The 18,029-nt window shown below is 68.3% G+C and carries 15 protein-coding genes; 13 read left to right on the top strand and 2 right to left on the bottom strand.

The genetic code is table 11. The features are described 5' to 3' along the window. Window positions 1–86 precede the first annotated feature (86 nt). Window positions 87–473, bottom strand: a complete 387-nt coding sequence (locus tag ACK6C6_RS21750) for a DUF2946 domain-containing protein (RefSeq protein ID WP_409269247.1) — start codon at window positions 471–473, stop codon at window positions 87–89. 104 nt (window positions 474–577) lie between these two features. Between ACK6C6_RS21750 and ACK6C6_RS21745 the strand changes: the two genes are divergently transcribed. The 13 genes from ACK6C6_RS21745 to ACK6C6_RS21685 all read left to right on the top strand — a co-directional run bounded on the left by ACK6C6_RS21745 (window position 578) and on the right by ACK6C6_RS21685 (window position 17,571). Next, the gene (locus tag ACK6C6_RS21745) at window positions 578–3,400 is read left to right on the top strand and encodes an MASE4 domain-containing protein (RefSeq protein WP_409269245.1); all 2,823 of its coding nucleotides are present in this window, start codon (window positions 578–580) and stop codon (window positions 3,398–3,400) included. 147 nt (window positions 3,401–3,547) lie between these two features. Then, complete coding sequence (locus ACK6C6_RS21740) at window positions 3,548–5,161, top strand: ABC-F family ATP-binding cassette domain-containing protein (RefSeq protein WP_409269244.1); 1,614 nt, start codon at window positions 3,548–3,550, stop codon at window positions 5,159–5,161. 34 nt (window positions 5,162–5,195) lie between these two features. After that, window positions 5,196–6,215, top strand: a complete 1,020-nt coding sequence (waaF, locus tag ACK6C6_RS21735) for a lipopolysaccharide heptosyltransferase II (RefSeq protein ID WP_409269243.1) — start codon at window positions 5,196–5,198, stop codon at window positions 6,213–6,215. A 24-nt stretch (window positions 6,216–6,239) separates the two neighbouring features. Next, window positions 6,240–7,241, top strand: a complete 1,002-nt coding sequence (gene rfaD, locus ACK6C6_RS21730; RefSeq protein ID WP_409269242.1) for an ADP-glyceromanno-heptose 6-epimerase — start codon at window positions 6,240–6,242, stop codon at window positions 7,239–7,241. A gap of 146 nt (window positions 7,242–7,387) precedes the next feature. Further along, the gene (locus tag ACK6C6_RS21725) at window positions 7,388–8,134 is read left to right on the top strand and encodes a TorF family putative porin (RefSeq protein ID WP_209588080.1); all 747 of its coding nucleotides are present in this window, start codon (window positions 7,388–7,390) and stop codon (window positions 8,132–8,134) included. 130 nt (window positions 8,135–8,264) lie between these two features. Continuing rightward, a complete protein-coding gene (locus ACK6C6_RS21720; protein WP_200880009.1) occupies window positions 8,265–8,357 on the top strand; it encodes a potassium ABC transporter ATPase in 93 nt (30 codons plus the stop codon). Further along, a complete protein-coding gene (locus tag ACK6C6_RS21715; protein ID WP_036215423.1) occupies window positions 8,354–8,443 on the top strand; it encodes a potassium-transporting ATPase subunit F in 90 nt (29 codons plus the stop codon). The genes ACK6C6_RS21720 and ACK6C6_RS21715 overlap by 4 nt, the downstream gene beginning before the upstream one ends. A 2-nt stretch (window positions 8,444–8,445) precedes the next feature. Next, window positions 8,446–10,188: a potassium-transporting ATPase subunit KdpA gene (gene kdpA / locus ACK6C6_RS21710; RefSeq protein ID WP_409269690.1), complete on the top strand. Its 1,743-nt coding sequence runs from the start codon at window positions 8,446–8,448 to the stop codon at window positions 10,186–10,188. 2 nt (window positions 10,189–10,190) lie between these two features. Then, window positions 10,191–12,299, top strand: coding sequence for a potassium-transporting ATPase subunit KdpB (gene kdpB / locus ACK6C6_RS21705; protein WP_409269241.1), 2,109 nt, complete (start codon window positions 10,191–10,193; stop codon window positions 12,297–12,299). 10 nt (window positions 12,300–12,309) lie between these two features. Next, on the top strand, window positions 12,310–12,894 hold the full coding sequence (gene kdpC / locus ACK6C6_RS21700; RefSeq protein ID WP_409269240.1) for a potassium-transporting ATPase subunit KdpC: 585 nt from the start codon (window positions 12,310–12,312) through the stop codon (window positions 12,892–12,894). Between the two features lie 3 nt (window positions 12,895–12,897). Beyond that, window positions 12,898–15,606 (top strand): DUF4118 domain-containing protein, encoded by a 2,709-nt coding sequence (locus tag ACK6C6_RS21695; RefSeq protein ID WP_409269239.1) that lies wholly within the window; start codon window positions 12,898–12,900, stop codon window positions 15,604–15,606. Further along, entirely contained in the window at window positions 15,603–16,298 is a 696-nt protein-coding gene (gene kdpE / locus ACK6C6_RS21690; RefSeq protein ID WP_209588084.1) for a two-component system response regulator KdpE, read from the top strand. Before ACK6C6_RS21695 ends, kdpE begins: the two co-directional genes overlap by 4 nt. A 115-nt stretch (window positions 16,299–16,413) precedes the next feature. After that, the gene (locus ACK6C6_RS21685; protein ID WP_209588085.1) at window positions 16,414–17,571 is read left to right on the top strand and encodes a HAMP domain-containing sensor histidine kinase; all 1,158 of its coding nucleotides are present in this window, start codon (window positions 16,414–16,416) and stop codon (window positions 17,569–17,571) included. Between the two features lie 3 nt (window positions 17,572–17,574). On the opposite strand, the gene ACK6C6_RS21680 is transcribed toward ACK6C6_RS21685, so the two are convergent. Next, window positions 17,575–17,988, bottom strand: coding sequence for a putative quinol monooxygenase (locus ACK6C6_RS21680; protein WP_409269237.1), 414 nt, complete (start codon window positions 17,986–17,988; stop codon window positions 17,575–17,577). Window positions 17,989–18,029: the final 41 nt, after the last annotated feature.

Genomic DNA, 18,029 nt, shown 5'->3' with positions numbered 1-18,029 from the left:
TTTCCTTGGCGCGTGACGGCGCGAACGTGGCGGGTCACACGCGATTGCGATTCTTCCGGTGTTCGACACCGGCACGAGGGAAATGGTCAGGAGAAGCTGGCGGGCGGCGCACGCGACTGCGCCGGCGTCCACGCGAACTGCGGGGAAGGGGACTGGTAGAAGAGCGGCGGATAGGTATCGCGTGCGAGGATGAGGAGCGGCGGCAGGTCGGGCGGCGAGGGCAGCGCGACCGGCGCATGGTGCGAGCAGCACAGGTCGCAGTGGGTCATGTCGGGCATCGCGCCGCGAGCCCCGTCCACCTCGTCGGCCACGGGCATCATGACCATGCCGGCGGCAGTACAGATCTCGGTCGTGTGCGCGACCAGCTGCGGCGGGGCGAGGGCATGCGACAGCGCAGGCGCAAACAGGCCGAACACGAAGGCCACGAGGGCGATCCATGTACGGATGAGCTGGCTTGTCGGTGAGCGGGACATGCCAGCATTATAAGCAGCGTATGAGGCGCGCGGTACCGTGCTCCGCTTCTGCTTTAGCTGACATACGATAAATACTGCAAAAACTTGGGTGACGCCTATTGCGCATGAACGACACATCCGAGTTGTCAGGCATCCTGCGCGAACGCGCAGCTCCTGCTGACAGCCAAGCAGCAAGAACCCTGTTCGAATACCAGGCCGGACCGGCTTCGGTGCGCTTGGCGCTGATCATCGTTGCGGTATCGCTCGGGATGTTTATCACGCTCATCCCTTTCGCGCGTACGCCGCTGGCAGCGGCGCCCTGGTTCATCCCGCTGCACCAACCGGTTCTCGTCATCAACGACCTGATCACGACGACGCTGCTGCTCGGCTATTTTAACCTCACCCGCAAGCACAGCATCCTGATCCTGGCCTGCGGCTACCTGTACTCGGCCGTCATGGCGACGGTCCACCTGTTGTCCTTTCCGGGGGTATTCGCGCCCGGCGGGCTGCTCGGCGCCGGCGCGCAGGGCACCGGCTACCTGCACGTTTTCTGGCACCTTGGCTTCCCCGCTTCGGTTATCGCCTATTCCTTCCTCAAGCAGGCCGACCGCCGTGCCGCCAGGCCGGGCTGGGCGACGGCAAAGGCGGTAGGGCTGACGCTCGCCTGCGCCGCCCTGCTCGGTACGCTGGCAACGGTGGGAGGCGACTGGCTGCCGCAGATGCTGCAGGACGACCGTTACTCGTCCGCCTTCAACATCGGGCGCTACGGCCAATGGATCGTTACCGGGCTGGCCCTCGTGATCCTGTTCAGCCGCCGCTCGGCCTCGACCATGGACATGTGGCTGGTGGTGGTGCTGTCCGCGTGGTTCTTCGAGATCGGGCTGGTCAGCGTGTTCAACGCCGGCCGCTGGGACCTCGGGTTCTACGCCGGCAGGGTATACGGGCTGGTCGCCTCGAGCTTCGTCCTTATCATGCTGCTAATCGAGCACGGGCGCATGTACCGCGACCTGGCCGAAGCCCAGGCCACCGCACGCACCGCCATCAAGCTCCAGGAAACGCAGCAGGTGCTGGGCCTGGCATTGGAAGCGGGAAGGATGGGCGTATTCAGCTGGGACCTGGTCAAGGATCGCGCCTGGTGGAGTCCGGAGGTGGAGCACAACATCCTCGGGCTGCGCCCCGGGGAACTGGCGCAGGAGCCGGGCGCGCTCACGCCCTACGTTTTTCCCGAGGACCGCGAGCGCCTGCGTGCGCAGATTCGCGACTGCATCGGCAAGCGGCGCGAATGCGACGTCGAGTTCCGCCTGCGCGACGCGCAGGGACACGCGCGCTGGGCGTCCGCGCGCGGGAAAGCCCGCTACGACGAGGATGGCAGGGCGACGGTGGTATTCGGCGTCCTTGCCGACATCACGGAGCGCAAGCGCGGCGAGGCCGCGGCGGCCGAGATGGAGATGCATTTCCACACGCTGGCGGACGAATTGCCGGAGATCGCCTGGATGGCGCGGCCGGACGGCTGGATCTACTGGTTCAACCGGCGCTGGCACGAGTACACCGGACTGTCGCAAGGCGAGGCCGAAGGCTGGGGCTGGCGGCAGGTGAACGAACCGACGCTGGTGCCGGCCATCGTCGCCAGGTGGCAGCATTCGGTCGCCACCGGCGAGCCGTATGAAATGGTGGTGCCCTTGCGCGGCACGGATGGGCGCTGGCGGCAGTTCCTGAGCCGGGCGGTGGCGCTGCGCAACAGCGAAGGGCAGATCATCCACTGGTTCGGGGTCAATGCCGACATCACCGCGCAGACCGAGGCCGAACAGGCGCTCAAGCTGGCGGACCAGCGCAAGGACGAGTTCCTGGCGACGCTCGCCCATGAGCTGCGCAATCCGCTGGCGCCGATCCGCAATGCATCCGCGCTGCTGGCGCGCATGCCCGGCTTGCCGAGCAACGTCGAGCGGGCCTTTGCCATTATCGACCGCCAGTCGCGCCACCTCGCGCGGCTGGTCGACGATTTGCTGGAGGTGTCCCGCATCACCCAGGGCAAGATTGCCCTGCGCAAGACCGAGGTGTCGCTGGTCGACTGCCTGTCCGACGCGCTGCACGCCGTGGAAGGCGCGCTCAAGGCGGCCGGGCACGAGGTGCTGGTGCACCTGCCCGGCGACCCCTTGTATGCGTATGCGGACTCCACCCGCATGGTGCAATGCTTCCTCAACCTGCTGAACAACGCGATCAAGTTTACCCCCCACGGCGGGGTGATCAGCGTATCGGCCGAGCGGCTGCCGGGCCAGGCGAAGATTGCGATCTCCGATAGCGGCATCGGCATCGCGCCGGAACACATCAAGGATATCTTCGGCCTGTTCTCGCAAGTCACCCCCGCGCTCGAGCGCAGCCAGGGCGGCCTCGGGATCGGTCTGTCGCTGGTGAAGGGCTTCGTCGAACTGCATGGCGGCAGCGTCGAGGCGACGAGCGAAGGCGCCGGCAGCGGCAGCACCTTCACGGTGTGCCTGCCGCTGATCGAGCGGCCGGCCGCATCGCCGGCCGAGGCGCCGCTCGCCGGCCACGATGCCGGCCACGCGGCAAGGCAGCAGCCGCGCCGCGTCCTGGTCATCGACGACAACCGCGATGCCGCCACCAGCATGGTCGCCCTGCTGCAGGCCGCCGGCCACCAGGTGCGCGAGGCCCACGACGGACGGGAAGGGCTGGAGATCGCGTTGGCATTCGCGCCGGAAGTCGTCCTGCTCGACCTGGGCATGCCCGGCATGTCGGGCTTCGACGTGGCGCGCGAACTGCGGGGACGGGCGGCCCAGCCGGCGCCGCGCATCATCGCCGTCACCGGATGGGGCCAGGAAAACGACCGCCGGCTGACGCGCGAGGCCGGCTTCGATTTTCACCTGACCAAGCCGGTCAATCACACGGAACTGGAGATGCTGCTGTCGATGGACTTGCCGGCACGCGATTAGATCGTCGATGCGAAGTTTGCTATCATTCCCAGCACATTTACTTTGGAGGTGTCGTCCCATGCGCCATTGATGCCGCCGTCTGCTTGACGGCCAGTTCTTCCCACCTTCCCGCAATAGCAGGGGAGTTCCGGCATCCATGGAGGTTCAATGACACACCCTTTCCTTGCGCTCGACAGCGCATCTTTCATTCTTCCCGACGGTCGCCCCCTGCTGTCGGGGCTTACAGAAGCATTTGATACGCGCCACACCGGCCTGGTCGGCCGCAACGGCATCGGCAAGAGCGTGCTGGCGCAGCTGCTGGCGGGCATGCTGGCGCCGTCCTCGGGCAGCTGCCTGCGCGAGGGCAGGGTGCACTACCTCTCGCAGCAGGTCGACCAGGCGCGCGATGGCACGGTGGCCGCATTGGCCGGCGTGCAGGACGTCCTCGACGCCCTGGCGCGCATCGAGGCCGGCAGCATCGCGGAGGCCGACTTCGCGCTGGTCGGCGAACGCTGGGACCTGCCCGCGCGCCTGCGGCATGCCCTCGACCAGGCCGGCCTTGGCCACCTGGACGCCGCCACGCCCGCCGGCCGGCTGAGCGGCGGCGAAGCGATGCGCGTGGCGCTGCTGGGCGCCATGCTCTCCGATGCCGACTTCCTGATCCTCGACGAGCCCACCAACCACCTCGACGGCCCCAGCCGCCAGGCCTTGGCGGCGCAGCTGCGCGCCTGGCGGCGCGGCCTGATCGTGGTCAGCCACGACCGCGCCCTGCTGGGACAGATGGAGCGCATCGTCGAGCTCTCGCCCCAGGGCCTGCGCAGCTACGGCGGCAACGTCGATTTCTACCTTGAGGCGCGCGCCGCCGAACAGGCCGGCGCCCTGCACGAGTTGGGGCACGCGCGCCAGGCATTGCAGCGCGAGGAGCGCGCCATGCGCGAGCAGCACGAACTCCAGCAGCGCCGCCAGGCGCAAGGAGCACGCGAAGGCAAGGCCGCCAACCAGGCCAAGATCCTGCTGGGACGGCAGAAGGAACGCAGCGAAAACAGCAGCGGCCGCCTGCGCCAGCAGCATGAGGAAGCGCGCCGGCAGCTGCACGAGCGCGTGCGCGAGGCCGCGCACGGCCTGCGCGAGGACGGCGCCGTGCGCCTGCACGCCACGCAGGTCGCCGCCGTTGCCCAGCGCCGCGTCGTCGAGCTGATCGATGCCGAACTTCCGTTTGCCGCCCCGGCCCTGCGCACGATCAGCCTGGTCGTCACCGGCCGGCAGCGCATCGGCATCACCGGCCCGAACGGCTGCGGCAAGTCGACCCTGCTGAAGGTGATCGCCGGCGAACTGGCTCCGCTATCCGGGCGCGCCGTGCGCGACCCGGCCTGCGCCTGGCTCGACCAGCGCCTGGGCACGCTCGACCCGGGCCGCAGCACGATCGAGCAGCTGCTGGCGCGGAACCGCAGCACGGGCCAGGACCGGCTGCGCACTTACCTGGCGCAGATCGGCCTGGACGCCCGCCAGGTGGCGCAGCCCACCGGGCAGCTGAGCGGCGGCGAGCGCCTGAAGGCGGCGCTGGCCTGCGCCCTGTACGCCGATCCGCCGGCCCGGCTGCTCCTGCTGGACGAGCCGGGCAACCACCTCGACCTGGCGTCGATGGCGGCGCTGGAAGCGATGCTGAGGCAGTATGCCGGGGCGCTGGTGGTGGTCTCGCACGACGAGGTCTTCCTGGAGCGCCTGGGGCTGACCCACCGGCTCGAGGCGACGGCCGCCGGCTGGCGGCAGCGATTGTTATAATCGCGGATCACCATTGCAGGATTACGAAAGCCCCATGTTGCGCACGCTTGTCATCTCCCCCAACTGGATCGGCGACGCCGTCATGGCGCAGCCGCTGCTGCGCCGCCTGCGCGAACAGCATCCCGAGCGGCCGATCGACGTGCTGGCGCCGACCTGGGTCGCGCCGGTCTGGCGCGCCATGCGCGAAGTGGACGAGGTCATCGAATCGCCCTTCAAGCATGGTTCGCTGCAGTGGAAGGAACGCAAGGCCTTCGCGAAAATGCTGAAGGCGCGCGGCTATGCCGACTCCTATGTGCTGCCGAACACGCTCAAGTTCGCCTTGATCCCCTGGCTGGCGGGTATCAGGAAACGCGTCGGCTACAAGGGCGAGATGCGCTACGGCCTGGTCAATGTGATGCACCACGACGACAAGGCCGCGCCGCGTCCGATGGCGCAGTTCTACCAGGCGCTGGCCGACGAGCCGGTGCGCCACCTGCCGCGTCCGGAAAAATTGCCGGAGCCGGAAATGCGGGTCGAAGCAGGCCAGGCCGACGCCGCCATCGCGCGCCTCGGCCTGCCGCCGGGCACCTACGTGGCCTTCGCGCCCGGCGCCGAGTTCGGCCCGGCCAAGCGCTGGCCGGCGCCATACTTCGCCGAGCTGGCCTCGATGATCCGCGCGAATGTGCCGGACGCGCAGATCCTGTTGCTCGGTTCGCCGAAGGACCGCGCCGTCTGCGACGAGATCACCGCCATCGTGCCGCAAGCGCACAACCTGGCCGGTTCCACCTCGCTGAGCGAGGCGATCGCGCTGATCTCGGTTGCTGCCGCGGTGGTGACCAACGACTCCGGCCTGATGCACATCGGCGCCGCGCTGCGCCGCCCGGTGGTGGCGATCTACGGCCCGACCGACCCGCGCCACACGCCGCCGCTGTCCGAACTGGCGAAGATCCTGTGGCTGCACATCGAGTGCTCGCCCTGCCAGCAGCGCGAATGTCCGCTGGGGCACCAGAACTGCATGAAGCAGATCCTGCCCAAGGATGTGTGGCAACCGCTGCAGCCCATGCTCGCAGCCTGAACGATTATTGAAACGAGGTAGAAAATGATACTGGTTACTGGCGCTGCAGGCTTCATCGGAGCCAACCTGGTCCACGCCCTGTCGAAGCGCAAACCCTTCAGCGTGTTCGCGGTCGATAACATGGCGCGTCCGGAGAAATTCCTGAACATCGTCGATGCCGAAGTGGCCGACTACCTCGACAAGGAAGACTTCATCGTGCGCCTGAAGGCCGGCGAATTCGACGGCAAGTTTTCCGCCGTGCTGCACCAGGGCGCCTGCTCCAACACCATGGAGACCGACGGCCGCTACATGATGAAGAATAACTACGAGTACACCATCGCGCTGTTCGAGTTCTGCCAGCGCGAGCGTATTCCCTTCATCTACGCCTCGTCGGCCGCGGTGTATGGCGGCGGCAGCGTGTTCAAGGAAGAGCGCCAGCACGAGCGCCCGCTCAACGTCTACGGCTATTCGAAGTTCCTGTTCGACCAGTACATGCGCCGCTACTGGGCGCAGCACGGCATGGCCAAGGGCAGCCAGGTGGTAGGCCTGCGCTACTTCAACGTGTACGGACCGCTGGAAGGGCACAAGGGCACGATGGCCTCGGTCCCGTTCCACCAATACCACCAGTTCCAGAAAGAGGGCAAGGTCAAGCTGTTCGGCGCCAACGAAGGCTATGATGCCGGCACCCAGATGCGCGACTTCATCTACGTGGAAGACGTGGTCAAGGTCAATCTGTTCTTCCTCGATCATCCGGACAAGCGCGGCATTTTCAACCTCGGCACCGGCCGCGCCCAGCCCTTCAACGACCTGGCGGTGGCCACGGTCAATGCGCTCGCCAACGAGGGCAATGCGCCGCTCACGCTGGCGCAGATCGTGGACAAGGGCCTGCTCGAATACATCCCGTTCCCGGACAAGCTGAAGGGCAAGTACCAGAGCTTCACCCAGGCCGACATCGGCGCGCTGCGCGCCGCCGGCTACACCGAGCCCTTCACCGACGTCGCAACCGGCGTCGCGAAATACATGCAGTATCTGAAAACGGCCCGCTAAGCCGGCATCGTCGCCCCCGCGCAGGCGGGGGCCAGTTTCCCCGCAGTCCGATACATCCCGTTTACGCTCTGTCCCCCAGCTTTTAGCGCGTTTTTACACGCGATCACCTAGGCTTTCACCTGCTCCAACGACAACAGCAGGACACCATGAAAGCATTGATCCAAGCCTCCGTGCTCGCCGCCGCCATCCTGGCCCCGGCCGCCCACGCGCAAACCGATGCGCCGGCATCGACCACCACCTTCAACCTCGCCGCCACCAGCGACTATCGCTACCGCGGCATCTCGCAGACGCGCCTGCAGCCCGCGTTGCAGGGCGGCGCCGACTACGTCCATTCCTCCGGCTGGTACGCCGGCGCCTGGGCCTCGACCATCAAGTGGATCGAGGACGCCGGCGGCGACGGCAAGGTCGAACTCGACCTCTACGGCGGCAAGCGCGGCGAACTCGCGCGCGGCCTGAGCTATGACGTCGGCGTGCTGCGCTACCTGTACGCAGGAAATGACCTCGGCAGCGTACCGGGCTTCGCCCACGCGAACACCACCGAAATCTACGCCCAACTCGGCTACGGGCCGGCCTACCTCAAGTACTCGCACGCTACCAGCAACCTGTTCGGCTTTGTCGGCAGCGACAACACGTCCTATCTCGACCTCGGCGCCAACCTTGATGCCGGCAACGGCGTCACGGTGCAGCTGCACGCCGGCCGCCAGCGCGTCGAGAACAACGGCGCCGCCAGCTATACCGACTGGAAGCTCGGCGCCAGCCGCGCGTTCGGCGCCGCCAGCGTCGCGCTGGCGGTGGTCGGCACCAACGCCGGCAAGAGCGCCTACGCCTCGCCCGTCAACGGCAAATTCATGGGCAAGACTGCGCTCGTGCTGAGCGTCGCGGCCAGCTTCTAAGCCGGTCACGCCCGATCCCCGACATACACCTCATTTACACCCCGTTTACACGGCGCCGCGCGCTTTTTACGCACCATTTCGCGTGGCGCCCCTACCTTCCATCCAATCACAACACTGGGTACGAGTGCACATGGACTTCCTTTTCATCGGCGCCTTCCTCCTCCTCTTCGCGCTGACCTGGCTGCTGCTGGCCGGCTGCCACCGCCTGGGAGGCAAGCAATGACCACCTTTTATCTCGTCGGCGCCCTGGTCGCCGCCGGCCTGCTGGCCTATTTGCTGGCGGCCCTGTTCATGGCGGAGGAACTGTGAGCATGTTCTCCGACTTCCTGCCGCTGCTGGCGGTCTTCTTGCTGGTGTTGCTCCTGCTTGGCTATCCGCTAGGGCTGTTCATGGCGCGTGTCGCCGATAGCGCGGCGGTGCCCGGCATGCGCTGGATGGGCCGCGTCGAGGCGCTGTTCTACCGCGCCGCCGGCCACGGCTCCACGGCCGCGCAAGGCTGGAAAAGCTATGCGCTGGCGCTGGTCGCCTTCAACGCCGTCGGTGCGCTGGCTGTGTATGCGCTGCAGCGCGTGCAGGCCTGGCTGCCGCTCAATCCCGAGGGCATGCCCAACGTCGGCGCCGACTCTTCCTTCAACACCGCGGTCAGCTTCGTCGCCAACACCAACTGGCAGGGCTACAGCGGCGAGCAGACCATGAGCATCCTGACCCAGATGCTGGGACTGGCCTGCCAGAACTTCTTCTCGGCCGCGACCGGCATCGCCGTGGCCTTCGCCCTGATCCGCGGCTTCGCGGCGCGCTCGAGCAGCGCGATCGGCAACTTCTGGGTCGACCTGACCCGCGCCACCCTGTACGTGCTGCTACCGCTGTCGATCGCGTTCGCGCTGTTCTTCGCCAGCCAGGGCGTGGTGCAGGGCTTCTCCGCGCACGTCGACGCGCAGGTGCTCGATCCGGCCAGCTATGCGCTTCCGGACGGCGCCGGGACCGCGCAGGCCGTCACGCAGACCATCCCGATGGGACCGGTCGCGTCGCAGGAAGCCATCAAGCTGCTGGGCACCAACGGCGGCGGCTACTTCAACGCCAACTCGGCCCATCCGTTCGAGAACCCGAACGCGCTGTCGAACTTTGTGCAGATGATCGCCATCTTCCTGATACCCGCAGGTTTGTGCTTCACCTTCGGACGCGTGGTGGGCGACATGCGCCAGGGCTGGGCGGTACTGGCCACCATGACCGTGCTGTTCGTCGTCGCGGCCAGCCTGGCCTTCGCGGCCGAGCAGCAGGCCAATCCGCTGCTGGGCGCGCTCGGGGCCGATACCTCGGCCGGCAACATGGAAGGCAAGGAAACCCGCTTCGGCATCGCCGCCTCGACCCTGTTCGCGGCGGTCACCACCGCCGCCTCCTGCGGCGCAGTGAACGCCATGCACGACTCCTTCATGCCGCTCGGCGGCATGGTGCCGATGGTGCTGATGCAGCTCGGCGAAGTGGTCTTCGGCGGCGTCGGCACCGGCCTGTACGGCATGCTGGTGTTCGCCATCCTGGCGGTCTTCATTGCCGGCCTGATGATCGGCCGGACCCCCGAGTACCTGGGCAAGAAGATCGGCGCCTACGAGATGAAGATGGCCTCGCTGGTCATCCTGATCACGCCCTGCCTGGTCCTGCTCGGCACTGCCGTCGCGGTCGTGGCCGACGCCGGCAGGGCCGGTGTCGCCAATCCTGGCGCGCACGGCTTCTCGGAGATCCTGTATGCGCTCAGCTCCGCCGCCAACAACAACGGCAGCGCCTTCGCCGGACTGTCCGCCAATACCCCGTTCTACAACACCCTGCTGGCGGTGGCGATGTGGTTCGGCCGCTTCGGCGTGATCGTCCCGGTGCTGGCCATCGCCGGCTCGCTCGCCGCGCGCCGGCGCCTCGACGCCAACGCGGGCACCATGCCGACCCACGGGCCGATGTTCGTCGGCCTGCTGGCCGGCGTGGTCCTGCTGGTCGGCATCCTCAACTACGTGCCGGCGCTCGCACTGGGCCCGGTGGTCGAGCACCTTCAGCTGTTCGCAAAGTGATCATGGATACACCTTTCATCGAAACACCCATTCCCCAGGCCCTGCCGGCACGCCGCAACCTGAATTTGTTCGACGCGAAACTGGTCGGTCCGGCCGTCGTCGATGCCTTGCGCAAGCTGCATCCGCGCGTCCAGCTGCGCAGCCCGGTGATGTTCGTGGTCTATGCCGGCAGCATCCTGACCACTCTGCTGGCGCTCGACGCGCTGGCGGGGCAGGGCGAGGCGCCGGCCGGCTTCATCGCCGCCACCGCCGCCTGGCTGTGGTTCACGGTGCTGTTCGCGAACTTCGCCGAGGCGCTGGCCGAAGGCCGCAGCAAGGCGCAGGCCGCCTCGCTGCGCAGCCTGAAGCAGACCGTCATGGCCAAGAAGCTGCCGTCGCCGCAGCATGGCGCCACCTGGTATCCGGTCAAGTCGGAAGAGCTGCGCAAGGGCATGCACTTCCTGGTCGAGGCGGGCGACGTGATTCCGGTCGACGGCGAAGTCCTGGAAGGCGTGGCATCGGTCGACGAGAGCGCCATCACCGGGGAATCGGCGCCGGTGATTCGCGAGTCGGGCGGCGACTTCAGCGCCGTCACCGGCGGCACCCGCGTGCTGTCGGATTGGCTGGTGGTGCGCGTCACCGCCGACCCGGGCGAGACCTTCCTGGACCGCATGATCGGCATGGTCGAAGGCGCCTCGCGCAAGAAGACTCCGAACGAGGTCGCGCTGACCATCCTGCTGGTGGCATTGACCATTGTGTTCCTGGTGGTGACTGTCACGCTGCTGCCGTTCTCACTGTTCGCGGTGGAGGCGGCCGGCAGCGGCACGCCGGTGACGATCACGGTGCTGGTGGCACTACTGGTCTGCCTGATTCCGACCACCATCGGCGGCCTGTTGTCGGCCATCGGCGTGGCCGGCATGAGCCGGATGATGGGCGCCAACGTCATCGCCACCTCGGGCCGCGCGGTCGAGGCGGCGGGCGACGTCGACGTGCTCATGATGGACAAGACCGGCACCATCACCTTCGGCAACCGCCAGGCCAGCGCCTTCCTGCCGGCGCCGGGCGTCACCGAACGGGAACTGGCCGACGTCGCGCAGCTCGCGTCGCTGGCCGACGAGACCCCGGAAGGGCGCAGCATCGCGGTGCTGGCCAAGAGCCGCTTCAACATCCGCGAGCGCGACATGGCGGCGCTGGACGCCAGCTTCGTGCCCTTCACGGCCCAGACCCGTATGAGCGGCGTCGACGTCGGCGCGCGCCGCCTGCGCAAAGGCGCCGCCAGCGCCATCCACGCTTACGTCGAGGCGTTAGGGCAGGCCTATCCTGCCGAGGTGGCGGCGCTCGCGGACGCCGCCGCGCGCCGCGGCAGCACGCCGCTGGTAGTAGCCGACGGCGGTCGCGTGATGGGCGTGGTCGAGCTGAAGGACGTGGTCAAGGGCGGCATCCGCGAACGCTTCGCGGAACTGCGCCGCATGGGCGTCAAGACCGTGATGATCACCGGTGACAACAAGCTGACCGCCGCCGCCATCGCGGCCGAGGCCGGGGTCGACGATTTCGTGGCCGAGGCCACTCCCGAGGACAAGCTGGCGCTGATCCGGCGCTACCAGGCCGAGGGCAAGCTGGTCGCGATGACCGGCGACGGCACCAACGACGCGCCGGCGCTGGCCCAGGCCGACGTGGCGGTGGCGATGGCCTCGGGCACCCAGGCCGCCAAGGAGGCCGGCAACATGGTCGACCTGGATTCGAACCCGACCAAGCTGCTCGAGATCGTCGAGATCGGCAAGCAGATGCTGATGACGCGCGGCGCATTGACCACCTTCTCGATCGCCAACGACATCGCCAAGTATTTCGCCATCGTGCCGGCGGCCTTCGTCGGCACCTATCCGGCGCTGCAGGCGCTCAACGTCATGCAGCTCGCCAGCCCGGCGTCGAGCATCATGTCGGCGGTGATCTTCAATGCCCTGATCATCGTGTTCCTGATTCCGCTGGCCCTGAAAGGGGTGCGCTACCGCGCGATCGGCGCCGCCAGCCTGCTGCGCCGGAACATGCTGGTGTACGGCCTGGGCGGCATTGTTCTGCCCTTCGCCGGCATCAAGCTGATCGACATGGCGCTGACCGCGCTGAACCTTGTTTGAGGAACCGAGCATGCAATCTGTCATTCGTCCCGCGCTGGTATTGTTCGGCGCATTGACCCTGGTCTGCGGAGTCGCCTATCCGCTGCTGGTCACCGGCGTCGCCCAGGCCGCCTTTCCCGGGCAGGCCGGCGGCAGCCTGGTGAAGCAGGGCGACCGTGTGGTCGGCTCGCGCCTGATCGGCCAGCATTTCAGCGCCCCGCGATACTTCTGGGGCCGTCCCTCCGCTACCGGCCCGATGCCGAACAACGGCGGCGGCTCGTCCGGCTCCAACCAGGGGCCGCTCAACCCGGCCCTGCACGATGCGGTCAAGGCCCGCATCGAAGCCTTGCGCGCCGGCGATCCGGGGAACCATGCGCCGATCCCGGTCGACCTGGTCACCGCATCGGGCAGCGGGCTCGATCCCGAGATCAGCCTGGCGGGCGCGCGCTGGCAGGCGGCCCGGGTGGCCAGGGCGCGCGGCCTGGCCCGCGCCGACGTCGAGCGGCTGATCGATGCCCACGCCGAGGGCAACGCGCCCGGTCCCTTCGGCACCCCGCGCGTCAACGTTCTGGCCCTGAACCTGGCGCTGGACGCGCAGGTGCGCGATACTCGCTGAACGATGCCGAACAACGCTTCCCAACGACCCGACCCCGATGTCCTGCTTGCGCAGCTGCGCGAGCAGGAGCGCAGCGCCGCGCGCGGCAAGCTCCGCATCTACTTCGGTGCCTCGGCCGGCGTCGGCAAGACCTGCGCGATGCTGCAGGAAGCGCACCGCTTGCGGGAGGAAGGCGCAAGCCCGCTGGTCGGCGTGGTCGAAACGCACGGGCGCGAGGAGACCGCACGCTTGCTCGACGGCCTCGAGGTGTTGCCGCGCCGCCAGGTCGAGGATCGCGGCGTGCGTATCGCCGAGTTCGACCTCGATACCGCGCTGGCACGGCGGCCAGGGGTGATCCTGGTGGACGAGCTGGCGCATTCGAATGCGCCCGGCTCGCGCCATCCCAAGCGCTGGCAGGACGTCGAGGAACTGCTGGACGCCGGGATCGACGTGCTCACTACCGTCAACGTGCAGCATCTGGAAAGCCTGAATGACGTGGTCGGCGGCATCGCCGGCGTGCGGGTGGCCGAGACGGTGCCCGACGGCGTGTTCGACGCGGCGAGCGAGATCGTGCTGGTCGACCTCCCGGTCGACGCGCTGCTGGCGCGCCTCAAGCAGGGAAAGGTCTACCAGCCGGCCCAGGCCGAGCGCGCGGCCGGCAACTTCTTCAGGAAGGGCAACCTGATCGCGCTGCGCGAGCTGGCGCTGCGGCGCACCGCCGACCGTGCCGAGGACGAGGTGCGCGCCTGGCGCATCGAGCAGTCAGTCGAGGCGATCTGGAAGACCGGCGCCGGCCTGCTGGCCTGCGTCGGGCCGGACGGCGGAGCCGAACACCTGGTGCGCAGCGTCGCGCGCATGGCCTCGCAGCTGGGCACCAACTGGCATGCGCTCTACGTCGAGACGCCCGGCCTGTCGCGCATGCCGGGCCGCGCCCGCGAGCGCACGCTGGCCGCACTCCGGCTGGCCGCCAAGCTCGGGGCCGACACGTCCACGGTCGCTGGCGACGACATCGCGCTGGCCGTGGTCGACTATGCCCGCAGCCACAACCTGTCGAAGATCGCGCTCGGCCGTTCCGGCGCACGCTGGCCCTGGCAGCGCCGGGTAGCGCGCCGTCTGGCGCGGCTGGCGCCCGGGCTCGACCTGATCGAGGTCGGCGCCCCGGCCGTCGCGGCCAAGCCCGAAACGGCGTCCGCCTCGCGCGACGCCGCTCCGCGCGCGCTGCGGCCCCTGCCGCATCTGGCGGCGGCCGGCGCCGGCCTGCTTGCCGCAGCAGTCCTGATGCCGCTGCAGGACTGGCTCGACCTGGCCAACATCGCCATGCTGTTCCTGTTGGTGGTGCTGCTGGTGGCGGTGCGCTTCGGCCGCGCCCCTTCCGTCACCGCCACTTGCGTCGGCGTGGCCTGCTTCGATTTCTTCTTCGTGCCGCCGCACTTCACCTTCGCGGTGTCCGACTTCCAGTACCTGATCACCTTCGCGGTCATGCTGGCGGTCGGGCTCATCACGGGCCATCTCACGGCCGGATTGCGCTTCCAGGCGACGGTCGCGGCCCAGCGCGAGCAGCACGTTCGGGCGCTGTACGAATTTGCGCGCGATCTCTCGGGCGTGCTGGTGGCGGACCAGGTGGTCGAGGCTACCCAGGCCGTCGTCCGCGACTCGTTCGGGGCCGGAGCGGTTCTGCTCGCGCCCGATGCGGACGGCAGGCTGGCCGTGCCCGGCGCCGTGCCGCCGGGTTTCGATGCGGGCATTGCCCAGTGGGCCTTCGATCATGCGCAAAGCGCCGGCTTGGGCACGGATACGCTGCCGGCCAGCCCGGTGTTCTACCTGCCGCTGGTGGCGCCGATGCGTACCCGCGGGGTATTGGCGATCGAGCCGGATGCGGGGCGCTGGGTCCTGGTTCCCGAGCAACGCCGCCAGCTCGACGCCCTGGCGGCGCTGGCCGCGATCGCGCTCGAGCGCGTGCACTACGTCGAGGTCGCGCAGTCGGCCCTGGTCAGCATGGAGTCCGAGCGCCTGCGTAATTCGCTGCTGGCCGCGCTCTCGCACGACCTGCGCACGCCCCTCACGTCGCTGGTTGGCCTGTCGGAATCGCTCCTGCGCGGCGAGCCGCCGCTGGCGGAGCAGGCCGCCGGCCTGGCCGGGGCGCTGCACGAGGAGGCGCTGCGCATGAGCACCCTCGTGACCAACCTGCTCGACATGGCGCGCATTGAGAGCGGCCAGGTGCAGGTCAACCTCGACTGGCAGGCGCTGGAAGAGGCGGTCGGGGGCGCGCTGCGCGCTAGCCGCGCGGCCTTGCGCAGTCACCACGTGATGGTGCGCCTGCAGCACAACGTGCCTTTGCTGCGCTTCGACGCCGTACTGGTCGAGCGGGTGTTGTGCAACCTGCTCGAGAATGCCGCAAAATATACGCCGGCGGGTTCGCGCATCGAAGTGTCGGCGACGCTGCGCGGCGCGGTGGTGGAGGTCATGGTCTGCGACAGCGGTCCTGGCTTGAGCCCGGGGAGCGAGGATCGGATCTTCGACAAGTTCACCCGAGGCGAGCGCGAATCGGCGCTGCCGGGCGTCGGCCTGGGGCTGGCCATCTGCCGCGCCATCGTCGAGGCGCACGGCGGCGGCATCCGCGCCTGTGCTTCGCCGCTGGGCGGCGCCGCCTTCGTGTTTTCGCTGCCGGCAGGCAGTCCGCCCGACATGCCGGACGCCGAACTGCCCGACGGCTTCGATGAAAGCAAGCAATGAGTGACAAACCGAGTGCCCTGCTGGTCGAGGACGAGCCCCACATCCGCCGCTTCGTGCGCGCCGCGCTGGAGCAGGAGGGCTGGCAGGTCCATGAGTCCGCCAGCATGGCGCGCGGCCTGATCGACGCCGGCACCCGCCGCCCCGAACTGGTGGTGCTCGACCTCGGCCTGCCTGACGGCGATGGCATCGACTTCATCCACGACCTGCGCAAATGGTCGGCGGCCCCGGTCATCGTGCTGTCGGCCCGTTCGATGGAGAGCGAGAAGATTCGCGCGCTGGACGCCGGCGCGGATGACTATCTCACCAAGCCTTTCGGTACCGGAGAACTCCTGGCGCGCGTGCGCGCTACACTGCGGCGCCAGCGCCAGCCCGTCACCCGTGACGACGGTAGCGTGCGTTTCGGCAGCGTCGCCGTGTATCCCCAGGAGCGCAGCGTCACGCGCGACGGCAAGCACGTGCACCTGACCCCGACCGAGTACCGGCTGTTGTCGGTCCTGGTCGGCAGTGCCGGCCGGGTCATGACCAATCCGCAGCTGCTGCGCGCGGTCTGGGGACCGGGCCATGCCGAAAGCGGCCACTATCTGCGCATCTACATGGGCCACTTGCGCCACAAGCTCGAGGACGACCCGGCCCAGCCACGCCATCTGCTGACCGAAACCGGAGTCGGCTACCGCCTCTGGCTCGGCCAGTAGGCCGGTACCGCACCAGGAACGCTGGAGCCGGAGCCAATTCATTCACGCGCCGCCCGTAAAGACCGTCGTGTAGACTGGGGTCACGTTCTAATCTGACAACGCGACCGCTTTCCCGATGAGCGCCAACCTGACCGGACACCTGTCCCCGGACGATCCCGATTTGTCGCCCGTCACGCGGGCGATGGTGGCCTTGCGCCGCCCCATCATCGACGCCTGGATGATCGAGGTACGCGCCGCGGTGCCGCAGGCGCAGGAACTGGCCCCGCCGATCGCCGAGAACACCCTGCCGGCCTACTTCGATACCCTGGCCGCGCTGCTCACCCCGGGCCATTCGGCGCGCCTGCTCACCGACCTCGGCGCGCTCGCCAGCGAGCATGGCGGCGAGCGTGCGCGCATGACGAGCTACGATGCCACCGCCGTCATCCACGAGATGCAGATCTTCCGCAACGTCCTGTTCCGCGAACTGGTCCATCACGGCGTGCTGCTGGACGAAGGGCAGCGCGCCACCTTGTTCGCCCACATCGACGCCACCATCCGCGAGAGCGCGAACGCCTTCACCGTGGTGCAGGCGGCCCTGCGCGAGCAGTTTGTCGCGGCGATGGCGCACGACCTGCGCACGCCGCTGTCCACGGCCCAGATGGCGGCCGAGATGATCAACCACACCTCGCAGGACCCGAACGCGCGCCGCTTCGCCGACAAGATCGTGGCCAGCACCCAGCGCATCGACGGCATGACGCGCGAGCTGCTCGACCGCATCGCCTTCTGCAAGACCGGCAAGGTGAGGCTGCAGATCGACCGCGTCGACCTGGCAGCACTGGTGCGCGACGTCGTCCAGTCGGCCGAGGCTTTCCACCCGATCGCGCTGGCGATCGATGCAGAGCCGCTCGAAGGCTGGTGGTGTGCAGAAGCGATCCGGCGCGCCGTCGAGAACCTGGTCAACAATGCAATCAAGTACGGCGACCACGAGGCGCCGATCCAGGTGACAATATCGACCACGGCCGAGCGGGTGCAGCTGATGGTGCATAACCAGGGCCCGCCGATCGCGCCGGAAGACAGCGAGAGCATCTTCCAGCTGTACCGCCGCGCCGGCAAGCAGGGCCTAGCGGAGTGCAATGGCGAAGGCTGGGGCGTGGGCCTGCCTTATGTGCGGCGCGTGGCCGAAGCCCATGGAGGCAGCGTGATGATGTCCAGTTCCCTGGAAGAAGGCACCGCCTTCGTCATCGACATCCCGCTTGACGCGCGGCCCTTTGCCGGGGCGCCCACCGCCGCCTGAACGCTACGCGGACTTCTTCGACATCGTGGCGTGGCCGCCCACCGGCTCGGTCTCGAAGCGCTCGCCGAAGCCGGCGATCAGCGGGCGTCCCTTGGCGATTGCCGCCTGCACCGCGGGCAGCGACAGCGAGGCCTTGTGGCTGTCCTGGTCGACCCAGGTCTCGGTGATCCACAGCGCGTCGGCATCGAGCTTGTCCTTGGCGATGCCGTAGCTGAGGCAGCCCGGCATGGCGGCCGTGCCCTCCAGCAGGATGGCGATGAGGGCATCGCGCTGGCCCGGATGGGCGCGCATTTTTCCGATCAATCCGTACATGGGCGAAGCTTCCTTCTTGTCTTTCCCGGCCTGGGCCCGGGTGGCGAGGGGCAGGGCGGCCAGGGCAACCAGTGTGGTAGCGGCGGTGCGGCGGGTGATGGTCATGGCATGTCCCTGTTCGGTAGAAGGCAAGTATAGGCGCGCGA

Origin of the sequence: Massilia sp. BHUDP2 (genome assembly GCF_046236355.1) — a bacterium.
Lineage (GTDB): Bacteria > Pseudomonadota > Gammaproteobacteria > Burkholderiales > Burkholderiaceae_D > Telluria > Telluria varians.
This window is presented reverse-complemented; position numbering and strand designations above follow the sequence as displayed.